Consider the following 18,003-nt stretch of genomic DNA (forward strand, 5'->3'; position numbering starts at 1 on the left):
CCGGGGGTCGGTGGGCGGCCTTATGCTCCTGCGCCGGACGAGACCGTTACCGCCGGTAAGACCAAGGGGCTTGGCATGAACCGCACGGGTACCTCTCGACGCACCTTCGTCGGCACAGCCGCCGCCGTCACCGCGGCCACCGCCGGCGTCGCGGCCGGACCGGCCCGCGCCGCCGCTCCGGCCGGGGCCTCCACCTCCGCCGCACCGCCCGCCGTCGCCGTGCTCGGCGGTGGCGTGGCGGGCCTGACCACCGCCCACGAGCTGGCCGAACGGGGCTTCCGGGTCACCGTCTACGAGCGCCGGGCGCTCGGCGGCAAGGCCCGCTCGATGGACGTGCCGGACAGCGCGCGGGGCGGCCGCCGGCCGCTCCCCGCCGAGCACGGCTTCCGCTTCATCCCCGGGATCTACCACAACCTCCCCGACACCATGCGGCGCATCCCCTTCCCCGGGAACGCCAACGGCGTCTGGGACAACCTCGTCGCCCCCGCGGAGATGTCCTTCGCCCGCACCGGCCGCGAGGACCTGCGCATCCCGCTCCCCTGGCCGGGCCACCGGCCCGCCGAGCTGACCCTCGACGAGATCCGCCGCGCACTGACCGCGCTCCTGGAGACCGCCCGCTCCATCCCGCTCCACGAGGCCGCGTACTTCGTCAACCGCTTCCTGGTCTTCCTCACCAGCTGCGACGAGCGGCGGAACGGCACCTGGGAGGCCACCCCCTGGTGGGAGTTCCTGCGCGCGGACCGCATGAGCTACGACTACCAGCGCATCCTCGCCGTCGGCCTCACCCGCAACATCGTGGCCACCAAGGCCGAGGAGGCCAGCACCCGTACGGTCGCCACCCTCCTGGAGGCCTTCGCCTTCAACGCGCTCGGGCGCGGCGCGGACGGACCGCTCGACCGCATCCTCGACCTGCCGACCAACGAGGCCTGGATCGACCCCTGGGTCACGCATCTGACCGGCCTCGGCGTGGAGTTCCGGGTCGGCTGGACGGTACGCGAGCTGGCGTACGACGCGGCGGCCGGGCGGATCTCCGCCGCCGTGATCGAGGACCCGGACGGCGTACGCAGACCGGTCACCGCCGACCACTACATCTCCGCCATGCCGGTGGAGCACGCCCGCCGCACCTGGGGCGCCGCGCTCCGGGCGGCCGATCCCCAACTGGCCCGCTGTGACCGTCTCGAGACGGACTGGATGACGGGCATCCAGTTCTATCTGACCGAGAAGGCGCCGCTGCTCGCCGGGCACGCCAACCTGATCGACTCGCCCTGGTCCCTGACCTGCATCCAGCAGGCGCAGCACTGGCCGACCCGGAACTTCCCGGCCGACTACGGCGACGGTTCGGTCGTGGACTGCCTGTCGGTGGACGTCTCGGAGTGGGACCGGCCCGGCATCCTGTACGGCAGGACGGCCAAGCAGTGCACCCGTACGGAAGTGGCGCGCGAGGTGTGGGCACAGTTGAAGGCCGGCTTCAACGACACGGGCCGCACGATCCTGAAGGACAGCGCCCTGCACTCGTGGTTCCTCGACCCGGGCGTGGACGGCCTCGGCACCCCGAGCCCGACCAACGACGACCAGCTCCTCATCCACCCGGTCGGCACCTTCCACAACCGGCCGCAGGCCGCCACGCGGGTGCCCAACCTCTATCTGGCCGGTGACTACGTGGCCGTCGACATCGACCTGGCCACCATGGAGGGCGCCAACGCCTCCGCCCGGCAGGCCGTCAACGCACTGCTCGACCGTACGGGCTCGACGGCCGCGCGCTGCACGGTCCGGCCGCTCTTCCGGGCACCCGAGCTGGAGTCGCTCAAGCGCCACGACCGGGTCCGCTTCCGGCTCGGTCTGCGCAACGCGCTCGACGTGGGCTGAGCCGCCCGGTCCTGTGCCCGAGTAGCGTGCGGGCATGAAACTGACGATTCTCGGAGGCGGCGGATTCCGGGTCCCGCTGGTGTACGGCGCGCTGCTGGGCGATCACGCCGAGGGCCGGGTCACCCGGGTGACCCTGCACGACCTCGACGGCGGCCGGCTCTCGGCGATCGCCCGGGTTCTCGCGGAGCAGGGCGCGGAAGTGCCCGACGCCCCGGAGGTCACGGCGACGACGGATCTGGACGAGGCGCTGCGTGGCGCGGACTTCGTCTTCTCGGCGATCCGGGTCGGCGGCCTGGAGGGCCGGGCCGCCGACGAGCGGATCGCGCTGGCCGAAGGGGTCCTGGGGCAGGAGACGGTCGGCGCGGGCGGGATCGCGTACGGGCTGCGGACGGTGCCGGTCGCGACGCACATCGCACGTCGGGTCGCCGCGCTCGCCCCGGACGCCTGGGTCATCAACTTCACCAATCCGGCGGGCCTGGTGACCGAGGCGATGTCACGGGTGCTCGGGGACCGGGTCGTCGGCATCTGCGACTCCCCCGTCGGGCTCGGCCGCCGGGTCGCCCGGATCCTCGGCGCGGACCCGGCCGAGGCGTGGATCGACTACGTCGGCCTCAACCACCTCGGCTGGCTTCGGGGACTGCGGGTCGGCGGGCGGGACGAGCTGCCGCGGCTGCTCGCGGACGAGGAGGCGCTCGGCTCCTTCGAGGAGGGCCGGCTCTTCGGCCCCGAGTGGCTGCGCTCGCTCGGCGCGATCCCCAACGAGTACCTGCACTACTACTACTTCAACCGCGAGGCCGTGCGTGCGTACCAGCAGGCGGAGCGGACGCGGGGCGCCTACCTGCGCGACCAGCAGGCCGGCTTCTACGCGGAGATGGGCAAGCCGGACACTCCTCCGCTGGCGGCCTGGCACCGCACGCTCGCGGACCGGGAGGCGACGTACATGGCCGCGAACCGGGAGGCGGCCGGGGTCGGCGAGCGGGACGAGGAGGACCTGGAGTCGGGCGGGTACGAGAAGGTGGCCCTCGCGCTGATGCGGGCGATCGCGCGCAACGAGCGGGCCACCCTGATCCTCAACGTCCGCAACGGAACGACCCTTTCGGCCCTGGACACGGACGCGGTGATCGAGGTGCCGTGCTTCGTGGACGCGGCCGGCGCCCATCCGGTCTCGGTGGCACCGCTGCCGTACCACGCGGTGGGTCTGGTGACGGCGGTGAAGGCGGTCGAGCGCGAGGTGCTCGCGGCGGCGGAGAGCGGGGAGCGGGCGACAGCGGTGAAGGCGTTCGCGCTGCATCCGCTGGTCGACTCGGTCTCGGTGGCGCGACGCCTCGTGGAGGGCTACACGGCCGAGCATCCGGAGCTTGCGTATCTGCGCCGGTGAATCGACCACCGGACTCCTGTCCGGCGAACATCTTTACGGCGCGAGGGGCGCGGCCTACGCTCGCGCCCCATGACCTCACCTGGCACACGCTTCCGACGGGCCGTCGCCCGTCTCACCGCGGGCTGTCTGCTGACCGCCGGCCTGGTGGGCGCCGGACCGGCGGTCGCCGAGTCCGCGGAGCCCGCCGATCCCGTCCTCGCCGCCGCGCGGGTCGTCCCCGTCCAGCTCACCGGCCCCGCCGACAAGCGTTTCAACCTGGTGGTCATGGGCGACGGCTACACCGCGGAGGAGACGGCCGCGTTCCGGGCCGACGTCGACACGCACCTGGGTGTGCTGTGGAGCATCGAGCCGTTCGCCTCGTACCGCTCGTACATCAACGTGTGGGCGGTGGAGGTCCCTTCGGCGGAGTCGGGCGTGGACTGCGACCCGGGCCTTGACGCCCCGCGCCGCGACACCCCGCTGGACATGGGCTTCTGGGGCGGCTGCAACCCGAACAGCGTGCAACGGCTGCTGACCGTGAACAGCGGGAAGGCCGCCGCGCTCGCCGATCTCGTCCCGGGCACGAGCCCCGCCAACCGGCAGATCGTGGCGCTCGCGAACAGCGACACCTACGGCGGCGCGGGCGGCAGTTACGCGACGGCCTCCGGCGGCAACGCGCTCTCCTCGCTGATCACCCCGCACGAGATAGGCCACTCGCTCGGCGGCCTCCAGGACGAGTACGACTACTATGCGCGCGGGGTCGCGGGCGGGGCCTACGAGGGGACGGAGCCGGCCTCCGCCCACCACACCCTGCTGACCGAGAGCCAGCTGCGGGAGCAGCGCGCCAAGTGGTGGCGCTGGCTGGGCGAACCGAGCGAGGCGGGCGGTGTCATCGGACGCCACGAGGGCGGTCTGTACAGCACCACGGGCGTGTGGCGGCCGAGCCGGCACTCGATCATGAAGACCCTCGGTTACGCCTTCGACCAGGTCGAACGCGAGGTGATGGTCCGGGCGATCTCCGCGAAGGTGAACCTCGTCCAGGACCACACGCCGAACGCGGCGCCCGTCGGGGCGGATCGCACCGTGTGGGTCGACACCCTGCACCCGCTGGGCGGTGAACTCGACGTCGTCTGGCGGCTCGACGGCCGCGCGCTCAGGACCGGCAACGCCCGCACGGTGGACCTCCGGGCGCTCTTCCTCTCCCCCGGCGCCCACACCCTGACGGCGACGGTGAGCGACCCGACGCCGTTCGTGCGGGACCCGGCGGTGCGCGGCTCGGCCGCGCTGACCCGCACGGTGAGCTGGACCGTGGACCGCGCCCTGACCACGCCCGACGACCACACCGCGGCGGCCTTCACGGGTCACACACCGACGACGGCCCCGGTGGGCGCGCGGTCGGTGGTCCACGCGGACACCACCCACCCGACGCGCGCCACCCCGGCCGTCCGGTGGTGGCTCGACGGCCGCCCGGTCGCCAACCCGGGCAACGACCGCGACCTGGACCTGAGCACGCTGCCCCTCAGCCCGGGAACGCACACGCTGACCGCCCGGATCCCGGGCACGGACGCCGAGTTGAGGTGGACGGTGGACGCCCGGCCGGCCACGGCCTCGTACGAACTGTCCACTCCGCTGCGCACGGTCGACCGGCCCGGCCGGCCCGTCGAGTACGTCTACGACGGCCCGTTCACGATGGGTCTCGCGGCGCGCGACGACCAACCGGGTTCGGTGGTACGTCAGTTCCGGGTGAACGGTGACGGCTGGTACACGTACTACGGCTGGCCCACCGACGCCGAGGCCCCGTTCCGCTTCTCGCCGAGCGGCACGGTCATCGACGACCTCGTCTACGGGAAGCTGGGCAGGAGCCGGGCGGTCCCGTGGGACGACGCCACACCGGACTACGGCACGCACACGATCGAGTACCGCACGATCGACGCGGCCGGGAACGTGGGCCCGGCGAAGTCCTTCCTGGTGACGCTGGTGAAGCCGCGCGGCTGACGGCACGCGCGAGGGGCGTCCCCAGCACGGCGCGATGCCCCGGACCGACAGGGTCCGGGGCATCGCGCGCGTGCCCGTACGGGCGGGTCAGCCGATGCGGCCGACGGCGGCCCAGCCGGGGATCGGGTCGTCGCCCTGGACCGGGACGACCTCGCCGAGCTCCGGGTGCCACTCGGCCGTGAGCGAGACGCCCGGCTCGACGAGTTCGAGCCCCTCGAAGAACGCGGCCAGCTCGTCGCGCGAGCGCGGCCGCAGGGTCAGCCCACGGGCCTTGTACATCTCGACCGCCTTGGCCGCGCCCTCGGGGTCGAAGTCCCCGGTGACGTGCGAGAGGACGAGGTAGCTGCCCGGGGCCAGCTTGTCGACGAGCTTGCGGACCAGGTCGTAGGCCCCGTCCTCGTCGCCGACGAAGTGCAGCAGGGCGAGCATCGACAGCGCTATGGGCTTGTCGAAGTCAAGGACCTTTCCGGCCCTTTCGAGGATGATCTCGGGGTCGCGGGCGTCCGCCTGGATGTACTCGGTGGCCCCCTGCGGGGTCGAGCGCAGCAGGGCGGCCGCGTGCGCGAGGACGATCGGGTCGTTGTCGCAGTAGACGATCCGCGACTCCGGCGCGGCCTGCTGGGCGATCTGGTGCAGGTTGGGCTCGGTGGGGATGCCGGTGCCGATGTCCAGGTACTGGCGTACGCCGTCGGCGCTGAGCCAGCGGATGGCGCGGTGCATGAAGGCCCGGTTGACCCGGGCCATGTCCCGGCCGCGGGCGTCGAGGGTGAGGAGCTGCTTGGCCATCTCCTCGTCGACGGGGTAGTTGTCCTTGCCGCCCAGGAACCAGTCGTACATCCGCGCGGGGTGCGGCTTGCTGGTGTCGATCCGTACGGCTGCGGGGTCCTGGGTCATCGGGGCTCCTGGTCCGGGAGTGGAACTACTGGTACTTCAGCAAGAGTTACGCGACGGTAGGGGTGTGACGGAAGGGGTCAGGTGAGCAGAAAGTCTGCCTGACCGGATTTCGCTCCCTGGATGAACGCGGCGATCTCTCCGTGGGTGTAGATGAGCGCGGGTCCCTCAGGGTCTGCGGACTGTCGCACGGCGACTCTGCCGTCGGCCAGCTTCATGGCCTCCACGCAGTTGCCCCCGTTCCCGCCGCTCCACGGCTTGTGCCAGCCTTCGGCACCGAGATCCGCGGCGGGCATGCCGTTGTATATGCGATCCATTCACAGCTCCTTGCGGAGACCCCGGAGGATCTCCTTCGTGCGTTGTGCAGTCGCGGCCTGAGCCGCCATGCGGTCCATGACCTCGAGGTGGGAGGCCACCTCGGGACGCGCGTCGAGATAGACGGCGCCGGTCAGGTACTCGCTGTAGACCATGTCCGGGAGTTCGGGCACGGCGAAGCGGAAAAGGACGAACGGTCCGTAGGTGCCGGGGTGGTGGCCGGACGCGAACTCCGCGATCTGCAGGGTGACGTTCGGCAGCTCGGACACTTCGAGCAGCCGGTCGAGCTGGTCGCGCATCACCTCGGGCCCGTCGCCGACCGGTCGGCGGAAGACCGTCTCGTCCATGATCACCCAGAACTTCGGGGCGTCCTCCCTGGTCAGCAGGGACTGGCGCTCCATCCGCAGGGCCACATGACGTTCGATCTCCTCGGTACTGCTGCTGCCGACCGCCCCGCTGCGCAGAATGGCGCGGGCGTACCCCTCGGTCTGCAACAGACCGGGGACGAACTGGGGTTCGTAGGCCCGGATGAGGCTCGCGGCCCCCTCCAGGCTGACGTACATGGAGAACCAGCCGGGCAGCACGTCGTGGAACCGCTGCCACCAGCCGGGCAGGTTGGCCTCCTCGGCGAGCGCGACGAACGCCTCGGCCTCCGAGTCCGTGATGCCGTACGCCTGGAGCAGGAGCTGGACGTACGGGATCTTCAGCGCGACTTCGGCGGTCTCCATGCGGCGGATGGTGGCCGGGGCGACACGGAGGACCTTGGCGGCCTCCTCCCGCTTCAGGCCGGCCCGCTCGCGCAGATCCTGCAGACGTCTACCGAGAACGACCTGTCCCACCGTGGGGGCGGACCGCGGCTCGCTCACTCTCAGACCTCCCCGACGCGCTGTTTCGTTTGAGTGTGCCACGAACACGGCCAGAGAGAACACAGCACTCTGCAATTTTCAGAGTGCCACTTGCCAAGTGTCCGCGTCGGGAGCAAAGTATTCCGGTGAACCAGTACGCGCTGCTGCCGCGCGCCGCCTCGGGGGTCGCGTACGGCACTGCTTACCCACTGTTGTGAGGAACCGGTCGTGGCTTCTGGTAACGCGCTTCCCTCAGGTCTCATGAGCCCCCGCGTCATGCACCAGCGCCCACACACCGAAGTCCGCCGCCACGACGTCCGCCGGTTCACCTTCGAGCTCCCCGCCCGCACCTCGTCCGTCTCGCGCGCCCGCAGACTGGCGGAGGAGCGGCTCATCCTCTGGGGCTGCGCCCCCGACATACGCGACACGGTCACGCTGATCGTCTCCGAGCTGGTCACCAACGCGGTGGTGCACACCGCGAGCGGCCACGTCGTCTGCGAACTGCGCGAGGGGGAGGACCAGTTGCGCATAGCGGTACGGGACGAGGGCGGCGCGGCGGACCCGCGCATCCGGGACTGCGGCGAGGAGGAACGCGGCCGGGGGCTGCTCCTTGTGGACGCGCTGTCCAGCGCGTGGGGCTCGGACAGTACGGGGCACGGCACGGCGCGGGTCGTCTGGGCCGAACTGGCCCACGGCATGGGGCACACGTGCTGAGGTCGATGGCGACCCTGCTGACGCCGAGGTCCCGCAGGACCACGGACGCGATGGGCGCGGCCGGCACGACGAGCACCGGGGGCTCGACCGCACTGGTCGTCCCACCCGGCTTCCGTACGACCCTGGGCTGCGACGCGGTGGGTGTCCCGGCGCGCTACGGCTTCCGCATCCTGTCCCGGCTGCCGGCGAAGGGCTGTGTCTACGCGGACACGGACTGGTGGTGGTGGCTGGTCCCGGCCGGCTCCGACCTGGATCTGCGCTGGCCGCTGCCGTCCTGCTACGCCTCCGGTGCGGAGGTCCCCGACCGCCGCCCCCGGCTGATCCACCACCCGGACGGCACGTCGCCGTACACCCCGCCGATCCCCCTCTACCTGCTGGCCTGCCAGCTGACCGGCACCGCGCCGTCCTGGAGCCTCATCCCCACGCAGAGCGACGGCGTAATGTCGGAGCATGTTCACCCCTCAGGGCCCGACCGCACGTGAGCTGACCGTCCAGGCGTTCTCCTCGGTGGAGCGCGGATACGACCTGCTGGCGAGCAAGTTCGACGCGACCCCGTTCCGCACCCCGGACCTGGTGCTCTCGGCGGTGACGGAGGCGCTGCGCCCCGTCGGCCCGTTCGACACCGGCCTCGACGTGTGCTGCGGCACGGGGGCCGGCCTGTCCGTCCTGCGCTCGCTGTGCGCGGGCCGGGTGACGGGGGTGGACTTCAGCGCGGGCATGCTCGAGCAGGCCAGGCGGTCCCACCCGAAGGCCACCCTGATCCGCGCGGACGTCCTGGCCCTGCCCTTCGCCCCGGCGTTCGACCTGGCGGTCAGCTTCGGCGCCTTCGGCCACTTCCTGCCGCGCGACCAGCTGACCCTCTTCCGCCAGATCCACGCCTCCCTCCGCCCGGGCGGCCTCCTCGCCTTCCCCCTCCCGGCCCCACCACGCGTCGGCTCACGCGCGTACTGGACGCTGCTCGGCTTCGACGCGGCGATGCGAGTACGGAACGCGGTCTGGCGACCACCCTTCGTCATGTACTACCGCACCTTCCGCCTACCGGACGTCCGCGACCGCCTGACCCACGCGGGCTTCACGGTGGAGACCCGAGCCATCGACTCCCTGGGCCACCGCCCCGACGGCAGCCCGCGATGCCGGTTGGTACTGGCCCGGAGGGCGTGACGCCGTACCGCCGGGCAGGGTCAGGGTGCCTTGCCGCTCCAGAAGGCGGGTCCACGGTCGAAGCCGACGGCGACTTCGAGGTCCAGAGTCCCGTCCGTGTCTTCGGGCAGGTCGAACCCGTAGACGCCGACGGCTGTCCGCCCGGGGAGAAGGGTGCCCGAAAGCCCGGCTCCCAGGTCCTGGGTGGCATCGAAGACGCGCTCCACCTCTCGCCCCTTCGCATCCCTGCCCTGGACGACGACCGCGTCCAGCGTCAGCGGGGCCTCGGATCCGTTACGTACCGTCACCTCGAGTTTGACGGCCCGGCTGCCCGCCGTGTGACCGATCGCCGTGTCGGACGGCGTGAACCCCCGAGGCTCCGAGACGGTGACGTCGATACCGTCCGCGTAGCGCTCGGTCTCCCCGAAGGCGTGCACGTCGAGGTCGGCGGTCCGGGACGGAGCGGAAGGCGGGAGCGAGGAGGCGTCTGGCGCCGCTGTCGATGCCGTGGGACCGCCCTCGGGGTCGGGCTCGTCGTCGTTGACGAGGAAGCCGACCGTCACGGCGACGGCAACGGCGATCAGCGTCGCGCAGATCAGCGCCACGAGCGGCCCACGCCGCAAACGCCGGGGTGAGGGAGCCGACCCGTTCGCAAGGGGGCCCGACGGAGGACCGGTCGGGCGGTCCGGCTGTTCGGGCGACTCACCGTCAGGCATGGCGCCTCCGCCGTTCGTCGGCATGATGCGACAGGACCTCAGCGTAGGCGCGGGCCCTCGAGCCCGCATCCACGGCAGCCGGCCTGCGCGGCTGCGCCTGAGGCGTAGTCCACCCAGGCCCCCGGCGTGGCGGACACCGAGGCCTTCAGACGCCTCCGACAGTCGACGCTCACGTACCGTGCCCCGAAACGCAAAAAACCCCAGATGAACTGGGGTTCCTGCTGGTGTCCGAGGGGGGACTTGAACCCCCACGCCCGATAAAGGGCACTAGCACCTCAAGCTAGCGCGTCTGCCATTCCGCCACCCGGACTAGGTGTTGTGTCGTTCTGGGGTGTTCCCCGCGGCGACATGGATAACTCTACCAGGGGTTTGAGGCGCCTTTCACCCACGTTTCCCGTGGTCAGTGGGGTGCGGCGGGGCCGCACGGGGTGGCGCACAGAGTGTCACCGTATGCCTGCGTGGCGTAGCAGCCGACGGCGCCTAGCCTGCGCTGGGTGAGCAACCTCTTCGAGCGCCGTGGGTCCACCTACCGCAGGCCCAGGATGCTGTCGCCCCTGCGGGAGCATCTGCGGGACACCTTCTGGTTCGCCCCGATCGCGAGTCTGACGGCCGTCTTCGTGCTGTGGCTGGTCGCCTCCGCGGTGGACGAGGCGATCATCCGGTACCTCCAGGACGAGCGGGACTACGACGCGGTCACCGAGCTGATCGGGATCGTCGAGGACGCCAAGACGATCGTGACCACGATCAGCTCCGCGATGATGACCTTCATCGGTGTCGTCTTCTCCATCTCGCTCGTCGCCGTGCAGATGGCCAGCGGGCAGTTCAGCCCGCGCGTGGTGCGGATCTTCATCCGGAGCCGGATCACCAAGGCGACGTTCTCCGTCTTCCTCGCCACGTTCCTGCTCTCGCTGCTCGTCCTCACCTCGTACGACAGCGAGACCGACCCTCGGTACGTGTCGACGGTGCCGCTGGTGCAGTCGGTACTGACCGTGCTCATGGTGGGGCTGAGCCTGCTGCTCTTCGTGGCGTACGTGAACTCGACGCTGCGACTGATGCGGGTGGGGCACGTGGTGGACCGCATCACCAGGGAGGCGTTCGGGGTCCTGGCCAAGCAGCCGCAGTACGCGGGAGAGCTCGGCGAGCTGGGCGAGGCGACCGAGCACGTGCTGCACCGGGGGCGCGCCGGGGTGCTGCGGGACGTGAACGTCGCCCTGCTCGTGCGGCTCGCTCGACGCCACGGGGTCGTGCTGCGGCTGCTGCCGCGGATGGGCGACTTCGTGGTGCCGGGGACTCCGATCCTCGCCGTGCACGGAGGGCGGGTGCCCCGCAGGATCGGGGCGGCCGTGTCGGTGGGGGTGGAGCGGACCTTCCACCAGGACCTCGGCTTCGGGCTGCGGCAGCTCGCGGACATCGGGCTGCGCGCCCTCTCCCCCGCCGTGAACGACCCGACGACGGCCGTCCAGGCGCTGGACCGGATCACGCAGTTCCTGGCCGCGGTCGCGAACCGCCCGTTGGGGGCGGTCCACCACCGCGACACGAAGGAGACGGTCCGGCTGGTCCAGGACGGACCGGGGTGGACGGACCTGGTGGACCTCGGCTTCACCGAGATCCGGGGCTGCGCAGCCGGCAACCCCCAGGTGTCACGGCGCATGCTGGCGGGTCTCGACGACCTGCTGTCCCTGGCCCCGCCGGACCGCCGCGAGCCGCTGCTGCGACACCGCACGCTGCTGACCCAACTGGTCGAGCGCACGACGCCGGAGGCCGCCGACCGGGCGTTCGCGCTGGAGGGGGACCGTCAGGGAATCGGCTGACCGAGCCGGCCGCCGGCGGTCACCCCGAGCGGTCGGCCGGCCAGGGGTCACCCTGCACGCGCGCGTGCAGATGCTCGTCGTGCCATCCGTCCGCGTGGAGCAAGGCGCTCCGCATGGTCCCTTCCAGCGCGAAGCCCGCCTCCGTCGCCACCCGGCAGGACGCCGTGTTGGCGACGGAGTGCGTGATACGGAGACGGTGCAGCCCCAGGTCTTCCAGGGCCCACCGGCTGACCCGGTCGGTCGCCCCGGCCATCAGTCCGTGTCCGCGGCCTGACGGCAGCAGCCAGTAGAGGAACTCGGCGCTTCCTCCGTGGAGGTCGATGTCGGCGAGGCCGATCAGGCCGACGGGCCTGCCGTCGCCGAGAGGGGCGATCGCCCAGATCACGGCCTGTTCCGCGAGCCGGCGCTGCCGCCAGCTCGCGATCTTGGCGGCAGCCTCGGCCGGCGACAGAAGCCCGGGGCGGTTCCACTGCTGGATCTCCGGATCGCGGCAGGACTCCGCCAGCACGTCGGCGTCGGCGCTGCTCCACGGCCTGAGTTCGAAGCCGTGCCCGAGGTCGAAGACCGGCTGGCCGCCCGCGCTCATCCGGCCGGCCGGGACCACCGCTGGTATCGGATCGATCATGGCGCCATCATGCCAAGGCCCCTCTACGGCATCAGGTGGTAGTCCGGGAAGTTGCCCGGAAGCCGCTCCCCGTCCGGGCCCTCGGTGACGGCCTTGACGAGGAGGTCGCCGCCGACGAAGGCACCGCGCCAGGAGGCGCCGAAGCCGCCGAACAGCTCGTCCCGGTCACCGCGCGAGCGGGGCTTGCCGTGGCCGGTCTTGAAGGCCCGGATCTGAGGCGCGAGGCGGGCGTACGTCTCCGGGTCGTCGGTGGCGAGGGTCGCGACGAGGGCTCCGTTGGAGGCGTTCATCGCGGCGAGGAGTTCGGCCTCGGTGTCGACGAGGACGATCGTGTCCACCGGGCCGAAGGGTTCGGCGTGGTGGAGGGGGGAGGACGGGGGCGGGTTCAGGAGCGTGACCGGCGGGAGGTACGCCGAGGTGTCCTGGCCCGGCAGGAAGCGGCCGTCGTCGAGGGAGCCCCGGTGGAGCGGGATCGCGCCCCGGTCCACGGCCTCGGCGACCTGGTCGCTGAGTTCCTTGGCCTTGGCCGCGTTGATGAGCGGACCGAAGTCGAGGTCGGGCAGGGGGTCCTCCGGGCGCTCGACGGCGAGCGGGTGCCCGAAGCGGAGTGCGCGGACGGGCGGCAGATAGGCGGCGAGGAAGTCGGCGAAGGCGGTCCGTTCGACGACGAAGCGGGGATAGGCGGTGCAGCGCTGCTTGCCGTAGTCGAAGAGCTTCGGGACCACCGCGGACAGGGCAGGCCAGTCGCTGTGCTTCCAGACGCCCCAGGTGTTGAGCCCCTCCTGTTCGAGGACATGGCGTTTCCCCAGGTCGGCGACCTCGGTGGCGATACGCGCGCCGGTGTCGCGACCGCCCACGAAGGAGACGCACCCGATCTCCGGGGCGCGGACCAGGGCCTCGGAGAGTTCGCCGCCGTTGCCGCTGACGAGGGTGATCGGGACGCCCTCGCGGGCGGCGAGCGCGGCGGCCAGGGTCAGGCAGGCGAGGCCGCCGTCGGTCGGGGTCTTGGCGATGACCGCGTTCCCGGCCAGCGCCTGCACGAGCAGGGCGTGGACGAGGACGGACATGGGGTAGTTCCAGCTGGCGATGTTGGAGACGGGGCCGGGCAGCGGGGTGCGGCCCGCGAGCATGGTGTCGATGCCGTCGACGTACCAACGCACGCCGTCGATCGCCCGGTCCACGTCCGCCTGGGCCAGCCGCCAGGGCTTGCCGATCTCCCAGACGAGGAGGAGCGCGAGCAGCTCGCGGTGGGCGGTGAGCGCGTCGAGGGTGGCGGAGACGCGGGCGCGGCGCTCGGCCGGCGGGATGTGGCGCCAGGCCCGGTGCTGGTCGAGCGAGGCGCGTACGGCCTGGTGGGCGGTGGTGGCGTCGAGGCGCGGCGGGCCCGCGATCGGGCTGCCGTCCACGGGGCTGGTGGCGGGCAGCGGCCGTCCGTCGGGCTGCCAGGTGGCGGCCCAGAGGTTGAGGACGGTGTCGTCGCGGAACGCCTCGGGGGCGACGGTCAGGCAGCGCTGCCAGGCGTCCGTCCAGGCGGTGCCCGGCTTGAGGGTGAGGGTGGGGGAAGGGAAAGGGGATCGGGAAGGGCTCGTTGCCATGGGGTGGTCTCCGCTCTCGGTGCACCGTCGGGGCGGGAAGGGCGATGGCCGCGTCAATTCTTCGCGAGGGTGTCCGGGGCCGCCAGCCGGGCGACGACGAGGGCAGCGGTCTCGGTGGGGGTGGCGCCGACCTGGACCCCGGCCGCCTCCAGCGCCTTCCGCTTCCCCTCCGCCGTGCCGGACGAACCGGACACGATGGCTCCGGCGTGCCCCATGGTCCTGCCCTCGGGCGCGGTGAAGCCGGCGACATAGGCGATGACGGGTTTGGTGATGTGCGCGGCGATGTGGTCGGCGGCGCGTTCCTCGGCGTCGCCGCCGATCTCGCCGATCATCACGATCAGTTCGGTGTCCGGATCGGCTTCGAAGGCGCTGAGGCAGTCGATGTGCGTGGTGCCGACGACCGGGTCTCCGCCGATGCCGACGGCGGAGGAGAAGCCGTACTCCTTCAGTTCGTACATGAGTTGGTAGGTGAGCGTGCCGGACTTGGAGACAAGGCCGATCCGGCCGGGCTCGGGAGCGATGTCGGCGGGGATGATTCCGGCGTTGGAGCGCCCGGGGCTGATCAGGCCGGGGCAGTTGGGGCCGATGATCCGGGTGCCGTGGGCGCGGGCGTACGCCTGGAAGTCCACGGTGTCGTGGACGGGGACGCCCTCGGTGATCACGACGGCGAGGCCGATACGGGCGTCGACGGCTTCGCGTACGGCCGCCTTGGCGAAGGGCGGCGGGACGAAGACGACGGTGACGTCCGCCCCGGTGGCGGCGACGGCTTCGTGGACGGAGCCGAAGACCGGGATCCGGCGGCCGTCGAGGTCGAGGACGGTGCCCGCCTTGCGCGGGTTGACCCCGCCGACGATGCCGGAGCCGGCGGCGAGCATGCGGCGCGTGTGCTTCATGCCCTCGGCGCCCGTCATGCCCTGGACGATGATCTTGCTCTGTTCGGTGAGGAAGATGGCCATGGGTTCACATCCCTTCAGGGGAGGCTTCGGCTGAGGCGCCGTCGGAGGCGTCAGCGGAGGCTTCGGCGGAGGTGTCAGCGGAGGCATCGGCTGAGGCATCGGCTGAGGGGTCAGCGGAGGCATCGGTGGAGGCATCGGCTGAGGGGTCAGCGGAAGCTTCGGTGGAGGCTTCAGCGGGTGGCGAGTTCGGCGGCGCGGGCGGCGGCGCCGTCCATCGTGGTGGCCTGTTCGACCAGGGGGTGGGCGCGCGCGTCGAGGATCGCCCGGCCGCGGGCGGCGTTGTTGCCGTCGAGGCGGACGACGAGCGGCCGGGTGAGGTGGACGGCGTCCAGGGCTCGGACGATGCCCTCGGCGACGGCGTCGCAGGCGGTGATGCCGCCGAAGACGTTGACCAGGACGGCCTTGACCTCGGGGTCGGAGAGGATGACGTCCAGACCGTCGGCCATGACCTGCGCGGAGGCGCCGCCGCCGATGTCGAGGAAGTTGGCGGGGCGGGCGCCCTGGCCGGCGACGACGTCGAGGGTGGACATGACGAGTCCGGCTCCGTTGCCGATGACGCCGACCTCTCCGTCGAGCTTGACGTAGGTGAGGCCCCTGGCCGCCGCGGCGGATTCCAGTGGGTCGAGGTGCGGGTCGGGGTGGTGGGCGGGGCCGGGATCGTCTGTGGGGTCTGCCCAACGGGCCTGTCGGAAACGGGCGTTGTCGTCCAGGGTGACCTTGCCGTCGAGGGCGAGGATCTGCTGGCCGGTGGTGCGGACGAGCGGGTTCACCTCGACGAGCAGGGCGTCCTCGCCGACGAGCACCTGCCAGAGGCGGACCAGGGTGTCGGCGGTCTCCGGCGGCAGCCCCGCCGCCGCGGCGATCTCGGCGGCCTTCGCCGCCGAGACCCCTGCGGCCGGGTCGACGGGGATCCGCGCGACGGCCTCGGGTCGGGTGGCGGCGACCTCCTCGATGTCCATGCCGCCCTCGGCGGAGGCGATGGCGAGGAAGGTGCCGGCCGCCCGGTCGAGGACGTAGCTCACGTAGAACTCCGCCTGGATGTCTACGGGTTGGGCGAGCATGACCCGGTGGACCGGGTGGCCCTTGATGTCCATGGCGAGGATCTGGCGGGCGGTGAACTCGGCGGCGGCGGGGTCGGCCGCGACCTTGACCCCGCCGGCCTTGCCCCGACCACCTGTCTTGACCTGGGCTTTGACGACCACCCGCCCGCCGAGTCGTTCGGCGGCGCGGCGGGCTTCCTTGGGGTGGTCGACGACGGCCGCGTCGGGGACCGCGATGCCGTAGCCCTTGAAGAGTTCCCTCGCCTGGTACTCGTACAGGTCCATCGAGACTCCCTCGCTCGAAAGTGCCGCACACCCCCTGGACACCATCCGGGCGATGCGGGATAACAAGCTTCATACAGTATTCGTCGACTGTATGCAATCGACCGCGATCACCCTCAACTCCCCTACGAAGGGACAGGACTTCGCCATGCCCGACGACAGCCAGCAGCAGCCCGCGCAGGAACGCATCTCCGGTGGACACCTGGTCGCCAAGGCCCTCAAGGCGGAGGGCGTCGACGTCATCTACACGCTCTGCGGCGGCCACATCATCGACATCTACGACGGCTGCGTCGACGAGGGCATCGAAGTCGTCGACGTACGCCATGAGCAGGTCGCCGCGCACGCCGCCGACGGCTATGCCCGGATCACCGGCAAGCCCGGCTGCGCCGTGGTCACCGCGGGCCCCGGCACCACCGACGCGGTCACCGGCGTGGCCAACGCCTTCCGCGCCGAGTCCCCCATGCTTCTGATCGGCGGTCAGGGAGCGCACACCCAGCACAAGATGGGCTCTCTGCAGGACCTGCCGCACGTCGACATGATGACGCCGATCACCAAGTTCGCCGCCACCGTGCCCGACACGGCGCGCGCGGCGGACATGGTGTCCATGGCGTTCCGCGAGTGCTACCACGGCGCCCCCGGTCCCTCCTTCCTGGAGATCCCGCGGGACGTCCTGGACGCCACCGTCCCGGTGGAGAAGGCGCGCGTGCCCAAGGCAGGTCAGTACCGGGCCTCCACCCGCAGCGCCGGGGACCCCGAGGCGGTCGAGCGCCTCGCCGACCTGCTGGTGCACGCCGAGAAGCCGGCCGTCCTGCTGGGCAGCCAGGTCTGGACGACCCGGGCGACGGACGCGGCCGTCGAGCTCGTCCGCACCTTGAACGTCCCCGCGTACATGAACGGGGCGGGGCGCGGCACCCTGCCTCCCGGCGACCCGCACCACTTCCAGCTCTCCCGGCGCTACGCCTTCGCCAACGCGGACGTCATCGTCATCGTCGGCACCCCCTTCGACTTCCGCATGGGGTACGGCAAGCGGCTCTCGCCGGACGCCACCGTCGTCCAGATCGACCTCGACTACCGGACCGTCGGCAAGAACCGGGACATCGACCTCGGGATCGTCGGTGACGCGGGGCTCGTCCTGAGGTCCGTCACGGAGGCCGCGACCGGCCGGCTCAACGGCGGGGCCATCAAGCGCAAGGCGTGGCTGGAGGAGCTGCGCACCGCCGAGCAGACCGCGCTGGACAAGCGGCTGCCGCAGCTGCGGTCGGACGCCTCGCCGATCCACCCGTACCGCCTGGTCAGCGAGATCAACGACTTCCTCACCGAGGACTCGATCTACATCGGCGACGGCGGGGACATCGTCACCTTCTCCGGCCAGGTCGTCCAGCCCAAGTCACCCGGGCACTGGATGGACCCGGGCCCGCTCGGCACGCTCGGTGTCGGCGTCCCCTTCGTCCTGGCGGCCAAGCAGGCGCGTCCGGACAAGGAGGTGGTGGCGCTCTTCGGCGACGGCGCGTTCTCCCTCACCGGCTGGGACTTCGAGACGCTCGTCCGCTACAACCTCCCCTTCGTCGGCATTGTCGGCAACAACTCCTCGATGAACCAGATCCGTTACGGCCAGGCGCAGAAGTACGGCCCGGAACGCGAGCGGGTCGGCAACACCCTGGGCGACGTGCACTACGACAAGTTCGCCCGGATGCTCGGCGGTTACGGCGAGGAGGTGCGGGACCCCGCCGACATCGCCCCCGCGCTTCGGCGGGCCCGCGAGTCCGGACTGCCGTCGCTGATCAACGTGTGGGTCGACCCGGACGCGTACGCCCCGGGAACCATGAACCAGACCATGTACAAGTGAGGGGTCGTC

Annotated in this window: 16 protein-coding genes and 1 tRNA gene; 8 read left to right on the forward strand and 9 right to left on the reverse strand. The window is 71.6% G+C overall.

The window, feature by feature from the left end; translation table 11 throughout:
• Positions 1–75 precede the first annotated feature (75 nt).
• From AB0E14_RS00495 to AB0E14_RS00505, 3 genes are all read left to right on the forward strand, one after another.
• On the forward strand, positions 76–1,866 hold the full coding sequence (locus AB0E14_RS00495; RefSeq protein WP_362409728.1) for an FAD-dependent oxidoreductase: 1,791 nt from the start codon (positions 76–78) through the stop codon (positions 1,864–1,866).
• A gap of 34 nt (positions 1,867–1,900) precedes the next feature.
• Complete coding sequence (locus tag AB0E14_RS00500) at positions 1,901–3,244, forward strand: 6-phospho-beta-glucosidase (protein WP_362409730.1); 1,344 nt, start codon at positions 1,901–1,903, stop codon at positions 3,242–3,244.
• Positions 3,245–3,313: 69 nt separating this feature from the next.
• Positions 3,314–5,218 (forward strand): M64 family metallopeptidase, encoded by a 1,905-nt coding sequence (locus AB0E14_RS00505; RefSeq protein ID WP_362409732.1) that lies wholly within the window; start codon positions 3,314–3,316, stop codon positions 5,216–5,218.
• Positions 5,219–5,305: 87 nt separating this feature from the next.
• Here AB0E14_RS00505 and AB0E14_RS00510 read toward each other — a convergent pair whose 3' ends face one another.
• The 3 genes from AB0E14_RS00510 to AB0E14_RS00520 all read right to left on the reverse strand — a co-directional run bounded on the left by AB0E14_RS00510 (position 5,306) and on the right by AB0E14_RS00520 (position 7,290).
• On the reverse strand, positions 5,306–6,112 hold the full coding sequence (locus AB0E14_RS00510) for an SAM-dependent methyltransferase (RefSeq protein ID WP_362409734.1): 807 nt from the start codon (positions 6,110–6,112) through the stop codon (positions 5,306–5,308).
• A gap of 77 nt (positions 6,113–6,189) precedes the next feature.
• Positions 6,190–6,426 (reverse strand): DUF397 domain-containing protein, encoded by a 237-nt coding sequence (locus AB0E14_RS00515; protein WP_137992288.1) that lies wholly within the window; start codon positions 6,424–6,426, stop codon positions 6,190–6,192.
• Entirely contained in the window at positions 6,427–7,290 is an 864-nt protein-coding gene (locus AB0E14_RS00520; RefSeq protein WP_362409737.1) for a helix-turn-helix transcriptional regulator, read from the reverse strand. It lies immediately after the preceding gene.
• A gap of 240 nt (positions 7,291–7,530) precedes the next feature.
• On the opposite strand from AB0E14_RS00520, the gene AB0E14_RS00525 reads away from it, so the two are divergent.
• Genes AB0E14_RS00525 through AB0E14_RS00535 form a run of 3 tightly spaced genes read left to right on the forward strand, consistent with a single transcriptional unit; the run spans position 7,531 to position 9,144 of the window.
• The gene (locus tag AB0E14_RS00525; RefSeq protein ID WP_362409739.1) at positions 7,531–7,983 is read left to right on the forward strand and encodes an ATP-binding protein; all 453 of its coding nucleotides are present in this window, start codon (positions 7,531–7,533) and stop codon (positions 7,981–7,983) included.
• Between the two features lie 5 nt (positions 7,984–7,988).
• Entirely contained in the window at positions 7,989–8,465 is a 477-nt protein-coding gene (locus tag AB0E14_RS00530) for a hypothetical protein (RefSeq protein ID WP_362410321.1), read from the forward strand.
• Positions 8,434–9,144, forward strand: a complete 711-nt coding sequence (locus AB0E14_RS00535) for a class I SAM-dependent methyltransferase (RefSeq protein WP_362409741.1) — start codon at positions 8,434–8,436, stop codon at positions 9,142–9,144. The genes AB0E14_RS00530 and AB0E14_RS00535 overlap by 32 nt, the downstream gene beginning before the upstream one ends.
• 20 nt (positions 9,145–9,164) lie before the next feature.
• Here AB0E14_RS00535 and AB0E14_RS00540 read toward each other — a convergent pair whose 3' ends face one another.
• Complete coding sequence (locus AB0E14_RS00540; RefSeq protein ID WP_362409743.1) at positions 9,165–9,728, reverse strand: DUF4352 domain-containing protein; 564 nt, start codon at positions 9,726–9,728, stop codon at positions 9,165–9,167.
• A 333-nt stretch (positions 9,729–10,061) separates the two neighbouring features.
• Positions 10,062–10,149, reverse strand: a tRNA-Leu gene (locus tag AB0E14_RS00545).
• Between the two features lie 232 nt (positions 10,150–10,381).
• Here AB0E14_RS00545 and AB0E14_RS00550 point away from each other — a divergent pair.
• A complete protein-coding gene (locus tag AB0E14_RS00550) occupies positions 10,382–11,650 on the forward strand; it encodes a DUF2254 domain-containing protein (RefSeq protein ID WP_362410324.1) in 1,269 nt (422 codons plus the stop codon).
• A gap of 19 nt (positions 11,651–11,669) precedes the next feature.
• On the opposite strand, the gene AB0E14_RS00555 is transcribed toward AB0E14_RS00550, so the two are convergent.
• From AB0E14_RS00555 to sucC, 4 genes are all read right to left on the reverse strand, one after another.
• Complete coding sequence (locus tag AB0E14_RS00555; RefSeq protein ID WP_362409745.1) at positions 11,670–12,275, reverse strand: GNAT family N-acetyltransferase; 606 nt, start codon at positions 12,273–12,275, stop codon at positions 11,670–11,672.
• Between the two features lie 23 nt (positions 12,276–12,298).
• Positions 12,299–13,870: an aldehyde dehydrogenase family protein gene (locus AB0E14_RS00560; RefSeq protein WP_362409747.1), complete on the reverse strand. Its 1,572-nt coding sequence runs from the start codon at positions 13,868–13,870 to the stop codon at positions 12,299–12,301.
• Positions 13,871–13,923: 53 nt separating this feature from the next.
• Positions 13,924–14,826, reverse strand: coding sequence for a succinate--CoA ligase subunit alpha (sucD, locus tag AB0E14_RS00565; protein ID WP_362409749.1), 903 nt, complete (start codon positions 14,824–14,826; stop codon positions 13,924–13,926).
• A 170-nt stretch (positions 14,827–14,996) separates the two neighbouring features.
• Positions 14,997–16,151, reverse strand: a complete 1,155-nt coding sequence (gene sucC / locus AB0E14_RS00570) for an ADP-forming succinate--CoA ligase subunit beta (protein WP_362409751.1) — start codon at positions 16,149–16,151, stop codon at positions 14,997–14,999.
• Between the two features lie 145 nt (positions 16,152–16,296).
• Between sucC and AB0E14_RS00575 the strand changes: the two genes are divergently transcribed.
• Positions 16,297–17,994, forward strand: coding sequence for a thiamine pyrophosphate-binding protein (locus AB0E14_RS00575; protein ID WP_362410327.1), 1,698 nt, complete (start codon positions 16,297–16,299; stop codon positions 17,992–17,994).
• Positions 17,995–18,003: the final 9 nt, after the last annotated feature.

Origin of the sequence: Streptomyces sp. NPDC047981 (genome assembly GCF_040653315.1) — a bacterium.
Taxonomy (GTDB): Bacteria; Actinomycetota; Actinomycetes; order Streptomycetales; family Streptomycetaceae; genus Streptomyces.